Source organism: Sphingomonas sp. NPDC019816 (assembly GCF_050274375.1).
Classification (GTDB): Bacteria; Pseudomonadota; Alphaproteobacteria; order Sphingomonadales; family Sphingomonadaceae; genus Sphingomonas.
Window position 1 is genome coordinate 22,641 of record NZ_JBNNOB010000034.1, and the last position, 6,281, is coordinate 28,921.

Genomic DNA, 6,281 nt, shown 5'->3' on the forward strand with positions numbered 1-6,281 from the left:
GTGGGCCTGCGATCGTTATGGACGTCGATTCGCCCGATCGAATCGGCATGCGCTTTGAGCGCCCTTCCTCGAACGCCAACGCACAAAGCGAGAAGCAGGCATGTCCGTAACCGCTGTTCCCCTTCGTCCCGTCCGGCGTTCCTATCTGGTCTGGATATGGGTGGCGGTGGCCGCCGCGATCGTGATCGCTGCGTTGCTGGCGCGGCAGGGCGATGCCGCTCTGGTGCGCGAGGCGCGTGGACCGGGTGTCGTGACGACGGCATCGGGGCTGCAGTATAAGGTGATCGAACCCGGTCAGGGCGGTCCTCACCCGACCGCCAGCGACGTGGCGCTGATCAACTATACCGGTCGTCTGATCGACGGGACGGTCTTCGACAAGTCGCAGCAGCCGTCCCCCATGCCGTTGTCGAGCGTGCTGCCCGGCTTCGCCGAGGCGCTCAAGCTGATGCCCAAGGGTGCCAAGTATCGCTTCTGGCTACCGGCCAAGATCGGTTATGGCGACCGCGCCGCAGGTGCGATCCCGCCCAATTCCGAATTGGTGTTCGATGTCGAGCTGATCGACTTCATCCCCGAGGCCGTGCTGCGGCAGATGCAGGCACAGCAGTCGATGATGGGCGGGATGCCTGGCGGAGCGCCGGGTGCCGTACCTAGCGCACCGTCGCCACGCTGACCGTCGACACGCTGATCGCGCTCGCCGTTTAACGGCGTTGGTTGGAATGAATGATCGCCGGAGCCCCATGGGCTTCGGCGATTTTCGTATGAGCCCATGGTGGCCTCAGCCTTGATGATGGCATTCGGCCAAAGGGCGATGTGATGGCGCCGAAGCTCTGTCCGACATCGGGTGGCGTCATTGGAGCGAAGGCCGAAGAGGCCACCGACATTCCTTCCCGGAAGGAGGCCCGTGGCAAGACGCGTCATATCGTCCGGCGCAGGCCGGGGTTCAGTTGGGTCAGCGCCGATATGCAATGGGAAACGGTCCGCATCTGGACCCCGGCTTTCGCCGGGGTGAAGCGTGGGGGGAGGGACTGCGATTTTTTTCAGCGAGCTCCGCGAGGAATAATGGTAAGTCGTCGGCCTGACGGACGGGATGCCCGTAGGCAAGATTAGCCTCAATTCACGATTGGCCGGGCACCCCGCCATGCTTCGCATATAGCGGTGTCGCCTGACATGCCGAGAGCGTGTCACAGCTCGCGCGCCCTCCTTTGCAGGGGAAATGCTAAGTTTTTTGTCGGAATACCGGCACGACCAGCTGGGGAGAGCCTCCAGGGCAGGGTGCTGTCGCCCGAGGCTCATCCGGCAGACCGCCTTCGGTGTTGCCCCGAGAATGCGACGCGCCTCAGCGCGGCCGGCGGGCCTAACGGTATAGGAAGGATTATGTCGGTGGCTTAAGACGCCGCTCGAGCTTCATGCCCAGGGCATCCTGTATCCGCAGCCCTGCCTGACGGACGTCGGGGCTGACGGGACATAGATACCTTTCCTGTCCCGAAATACGGGCAAAAAAATAGCGGCCCGAAGGCCGCTATTCCTTTTCAGCCGTGAGGCTGAAGCAACTTAGTTGCTGTCGGCCGAATCGTCCGAGTCGGCGACGACAACGATGCCAGCGACGACGGCAGCAGCAGCCAGAACGGCGACGAGGATGCCACCACCGGCCAGGCCGTTCTTCTTGGCGGCCGGAGCCGAAGCGCGAACCGACTTCGAAACCGAAAGGCTGGCAGCCGGATTCGCAGCCATCGCCGGAGCAACGGTCATCGAAACGGCGGCAGCGGCGACGAGATACTTCCCAAGACGCATGTCGAACTCCCTTAAAAATGCAAGTGGGGCCATGGCACGTTAGCCGTAACATGGCAACCCCACCAACGAGTATAGAGCTCTTATGCTCCGATACTGATGCGGCAATGCAACATCGCTTTACCGCTTGGGGGCTATACTGCGCTTTACGGGCAAGTGGAATGGCCCGGCAAACGTTTCGCCTCGGTAAAGAGGCTTCAGGTGGAAAATATCTCCTGCGCGCTGCCCTCCAGCATCAGGGCGGTCAGGCGGTCGCTCTGATAGGCACCGGTATCGATTCCGATGCGGTGCGGCAGGCGTTCGGCCTCGTCCGCCACGGTGTGGCCATGCACCACGACCTTTTCCAGCAGACCGCGATGATCCAGGAAGGGGTCGCGAATCCAGCGGGTTTCGGACAGCTTCTGGTCGGCCAGCGCCACGCCGGGCCGCACGCCGGCATGGACGAAGACATAATCCCCCAGGATCATCATTTCCTTCAGCCCGGCCAGGAATTCGCGGTGCGACACCGGCACCTGCGCGTTCAGTCGTTCGGCGACCTCGACATAATCCAGCCGTTCATATTCCTCGGCGCTGACACCATAGCTGATCATGGTCTCACGGCCACCGACCCGGCAGAACAGGCGCAACGCCTTGTCCTCGCCGTCGAGCGCGCGAAGCAGGATCTCCTCGTGATTGCCCATCAGGCAATGGACGTTGGCATCGGCCGCGCACAATGCGCGAACCCGCTCGATCACGCCCGCCGAATCGGGACCGCGATCGACGAGATCGCCCAGGAAGATGATATGCCGCTCCGCCGGACCGCGCGCGGCATGGTCCGCCTCGATCCGGGGCAGCAGGTCATCGAGCAGGTCCAGCCGGCCGTGAATGTCACCAATGGCATAGACCCGCAGGCCTTCTTCCATGACGGGCACGAATTCGGGGGCGCGTTTGCGCAGGTTCAGAAGCTTGGCAAGCATGGATGATGGTCGATCCGCAACAGGCGGTTGTCCTTAGTCCGCCGCGACGTTCCACGCAATGCGAGCCGCCGGCGGCGATCAGGCCTGGTCGGGCCACAGCCCCCGCGTATCCAGCACCGTCTTGCCCCTGCGCTCGTCCAGGGGAACGGAGCGGAAGATATCGTGATCGACCAGAACGACCATCGCCGGACATGTTTCCAGTGCGGTGTCGATATCGGTAAGCACGGCACCCGTCGCCGCCAGCGCCGGGGGCAGCGTCGTCGCATAGGGCTCGACGATGCGCACGCGCGGGCCGAAGCGATCCGCAAGCGCCTGGGCCACCCGAAGCGCGGGGCTCTCGCGGAAATCATCGATATTGGCCTTGAAGGCGAGGCCCAGACAGGCGACCGGCCCCTCCGGCGGCAGCGCCTCGATCATCGCGACGGCGCGGGCGATGACATGATCGGTCTTGCCGTCATTGACCTCGCGCGCGGTGCGGATCAGCGGCGTGTTGGCGGGATCGGCCGCGACCAGGAACCAGGGATCGACCGCGATGCAATGGCCCCCGACGCCCGGGCCGGGCGACAGGATGTTGACGCGCGGATGCCGGTTGGCGAGCCGGATCACCTCCCAGACATCGACGCCCAGCGTATCGGCCACCAGGCTGAGTTCATTGGCGAAGGCGATGTTCACGTCACGGAACGCGTTTTCGGTCAGCTTGGTCATCTCCGCGGCACGGGCGGTCGTGGTGACGCAGGTCCCGCGGACAAAGCGCCGGTAAAAGGCCAGCGCCTTGCGTGCACAGCGCGGGGTGATGCCGCCGATCACCCGGTCATTGTCGATCAGCTCTACCAGGATGCGCCCGGGCAGCACGCGCTCCGGGCAATAGGCGATGGCGATATCGGCCTGTTCGCCGGGCTTGGTCAGGCCGGGCATGGTCATGTCGGGGCGCGCCTGAGCGATCAGGTCGCGGACCCGCTCGGTCGTGCCCACCGGGGAGGTCGATTCGAGAATGACGGTGTCGCCCTGCTTCAGCACCGGCGCGATCGCGCGGGCGGCATCCAGAACGAAGCTTATGTCGGGCTGATGCCCCTGGGTGAAGGGGGTCGGCACGGCGATGACCAAGATCTCGGCCGGTACGACCGTCAGCGATGCCTTGAGATTGCCACGGGCGACGACGCCGGAGACCAGGCCGTCGAGATCGACTTCCTCGATATGGACGCGGCCCGAATTGATCGTCTCGACCACCGACGGGGTGACGTCGACGCCGGTCACCATCGCGCCGGTGCGGGCGATGACCGCGGCGGTCGGCAGGCCGATATAGCCCAGCCCCATGACCGTGACGGAGAATTCAGAGTCCAAGGGCATGGGAGATGATCCTGCTGATACGGTCGGCGGTGTCGCCATCGCCAAAGGGGTTATGCGCCTGCGCCATCGCAGCATAGCGGGTCTCGTCATCGAGCAACGCAAAGACTTCGTCCACGATCCGATCCTCGTCGGTGCCGACCAGCCGGGCGGTGCCGGCGGTCACGCCTTCGGGGCGCTCGGTGGTCTCGCGCATCACCAGCACCGGCTTGCCGAGCGCGGGCGCTTCCTCCTGCACGCCCCCCGAATCGGTCAGCACGAGATACGCGGCGTCGAGCGCGCGGACGAAATGGGGGTAGTCGAGCGGCGCGATCCGGGCGATGGCGGGATGATCGCCCAGCATCGTATCCATCACGCTGGCGACATTGGGATTGGGGTGCATCGGAAACAGGATGCCGACATCCTCGCGCGCCGCGATCCGGGCCAGGGCGCGGGCGATATGCGCCATCGCGTTGCCGAAATTCTCGCGCCGATGGGTGGTGACCAGCACGATACGCTTGCCCGCCATATGCGTCAGGATCGGGTCGAGCTCGGCGGCCAGCGTAGGATCGGCGGCGATCCGCGCCCGTGTCCAGTGGAGCGCGTCGATCACGCTGTTGCCCGTGACATGGACCTGCGCGGCCGCGATCCCCTCGGCTCGCAGCGCAGCAGCGGCGGTCTCGGTCGGGGCGAAGTGCAGCGCGGCGATCGGGGCGATCATCCGCCGGTTCACCTCTTCGGGCCAGGGCTGGTAGATGTCGCCCGAGCGCAGCCCCGCCTCGACATGCGCGACCGGAATCTTGCGGTAATAGGCAGCCAGCGCGCCGGCCATGGCGGTCGCGGTGTCACCCTGGACGACGACCATGGCGGGCCGCTCGGCATCCATCACCTCGCCCAGCCCGGTCAGCAGCCGCGCGGTCAACCGATCGAGCGATTGGCCCGGCTCCATCAGGTCCAGGTCATGATCCGGGGTCAGCTGCGCGATCGACAGCACCTGATCGAGCATGCCGCGATGCTGGGCGGTCACGCAGATCCGCACCGGCGCCGCCCCTAGTGTCGCCAGGGAACGTACGATAGGGAACAGTTTGATGGCCTCCGGCCTTGTTCCAAACACGATGAGGATCGGTGGGCGGGTCATCCGGTGATTCGTAGCCTGTCGCTTTTAAGGACACCCTAATCGCATCGCGGCGCCACGGGGCTTTGTTGCGCCGCAGGATACAGTTAGAGGCCATGTCGTCCAGGGAGGTTTCATGACGATCAAGAAAGTTCGCAAGGCCGTTTTTCCGGTCGCGGGTCTGGGAACGCGCTTTCTGCCGGCGACCAAGTCGATGCCCAAGGAGATGCTGACGGTCGTCGACAAGCCGTTGATCCAGTACGCCGTCGAAGAAGCGCTGGAGGCGGGGATCGAGCAGATCGTCTTCGTCACCGGTCGCGGCAAGGGCGCGCTGGAGGATCATTTCGACATTTCCTACGAACTCGAAGCCACGATGAAGGCGCGGGGCAAGAGCCTGGCGGTCATCGAGGGCATCCGCCAGAAGCCGGGCAGCCCGGTCTATGTCCGCCAGCAGGAGCCGCTGGGCCTGGGCCATGCGGTGTGGTGCGCGCGCGAGATCGTCGGCGACGAGCCGTTCGCGGTGCTGCTCCCCGACGAACTGATGGTCGGCGGCTTCATGAAGCAGATGGTCGAGGCCTATGACCAGGTCGGTGGCAACGTCATCGGCGCGCTGGAAGTGCCCGACAGCGAGACGGACAAATACGGCATCATTTCGCCCGGCAAGCAGGACGGCCGCCTAACCGAGGTGACCGCGCTGGTCGAAAAGCCCAAGGGCAAGGCGCCGTCGAACCTGATGATCCCCGGCCGCTACATCCTCCAGCCCGAGGTGATGCAGATCCTCGACGCGCAAGAGCCGGGTGCGGGCGGCGAGATCCAGCTGACCGACGCGATGGCCAAGCTGATCGGACGCCAGCCCTTCCATGGCTTCACCTTCGACGGGCAGCGTTACGACTGCGGGGACAAAGCGGGCTGGTTGACCGCGAACCTGGCGCTGGGCGTGGCGCGCGACGATATCGGCCCCGCCGTGCGCGAATTCGCAAAGACGCTGTTCGCCTGATCGGTCTATAGCGGTTGAAGAGGGGGGTGGGGCCGAAAGGTCGCCGCCCCTTTTCTATTCCTCGCTTGGAGAAGGATGACTTGAAGTGAACCCACCCCTCCCC

The 6,281-nt window shown here is 64.9% G+C and carries 6 protein-coding genes; 2 read left to right on the forward strand and 4 right to left on the reverse strand.

Annotated features, from left to right (window positions below):
- Positions 1 to 100 precede the first annotated feature (100 nt).
- Positions 101 to 670 (forward strand): FKBP-type peptidyl-prolyl cis-trans isomerase, encoded by a 570-nt coding sequence (locus tag ACQKJZ_RS07460; RefSeq protein ID WP_427730570.1) that lies wholly within the window; start codon positions 101 to 103, stop codon positions 668 to 670.
- A gap of 881 nt (positions 671 to 1,551) precedes the next feature.
- On the opposite strand, the gene ACQKJZ_RS07465 is transcribed toward ACQKJZ_RS07460, so the two are convergent.
- The 4 genes from ACQKJZ_RS07465 to wecB all read right to left on the reverse strand — a co-directional run bounded on the left by ACQKJZ_RS07465 (position 1,552) and on the right by wecB (position 5,205).
- Positions 1,552 to 1,791, reverse strand: coding sequence for a hypothetical protein (locus ACQKJZ_RS07465; protein WP_007404509.1), 240 nt, complete (start codon positions 1,789 to 1,791; stop codon positions 1,552 to 1,554).
- Between the two features lie 194 nt (positions 1,792 to 1,985).
- Positions 1,986 to 2,744: a metallophosphoesterase family protein gene (locus ACQKJZ_RS07470; RefSeq protein ID WP_312488895.1), complete on the reverse strand. Its 759-nt coding sequence runs from the start codon at positions 2,742 to 2,744 to the stop codon at positions 1,986 to 1,988.
- Positions 2,745 to 2,822: 78 nt separating this feature from the next.
- Positions 2,823 to 4,091 carry a UDP-N-acetyl-D-mannosamine dehydrogenase gene (gene wecC / locus ACQKJZ_RS07475; RefSeq protein ID WP_427730571.1) on the reverse strand — a complete coding sequence of 423 codons (1,269 nt, stop codon included), beginning with the start codon at positions 4,089 to 4,091 and terminating at the stop codon, positions 2,823 to 2,825.
- Positions 4,075 to 5,205 (reverse strand): non-hydrolyzing UDP-N-acetylglucosamine 2-epimerase, encoded by a 1,131-nt coding sequence (gene wecB, locus ACQKJZ_RS07480; RefSeq protein ID WP_427730572.1) that lies wholly within the window; start codon positions 5,203 to 5,205, stop codon positions 4,075 to 4,077. Before wecB ends, wecC begins: the two co-directional genes overlap by 17 nt.
- A gap of 112 nt (positions 5,206 to 5,317) precedes the next feature.
- Between wecB and galU the strand changes: the two genes are divergently transcribed.
- On the forward strand, positions 5,318 to 6,178 hold the full coding sequence (gene galU, locus ACQKJZ_RS07485; protein WP_427730573.1) for a UTP--glucose-1-phosphate uridylyltransferase GalU: 861 nt from the start codon (positions 5,318 to 5,320) through the stop codon (positions 6,176 to 6,178).
- Positions 6,179 to 6,281: the final 103 nt, after the last annotated feature.

Coding starts and splice junctions, on each gene's coding strand:
- ACQKJZ_RS07460 (WP_427730570.1), top strand. CDS start 101: ATGTCCGTAACCGCTGTTCCCCTTCGTCCCGTCCGGCGTTCCTATCTG.
- ACQKJZ_RS07465 (WP_007404509.1), bottom strand. CDS start 1,791: ATGCGTCTTGGGAAGTATCTCGTCGCCGCTGCCGCCGTTTCGATGACC.
- ACQKJZ_RS07470 (WP_312488895.1), bottom strand. CDS start 2,744: ATGCTTGCCAAGCTTCTGAACCTGCGCAAACGCGCCCCCGAATTCGTG.
- wecC (WP_427730571.1), bottom strand. CDS start 4,091: ATGCCCTTGGACTCTGAATTCTCCGTCACGGTCATGGGGCTGGGCTAT.
- wecB (WP_427730572.1), bottom strand. CDS start 5,205: ATGACCCGCCCACCGATCCTCATCGTGTTTGGAACAAGGCCGGAGGCC.
- galU (WP_427730573.1), top strand. CDS start 5,318: ATGACGATCAAGAAAGTTCGCAAGGCCGTTTTTCCGGTCGCGGGTCTG.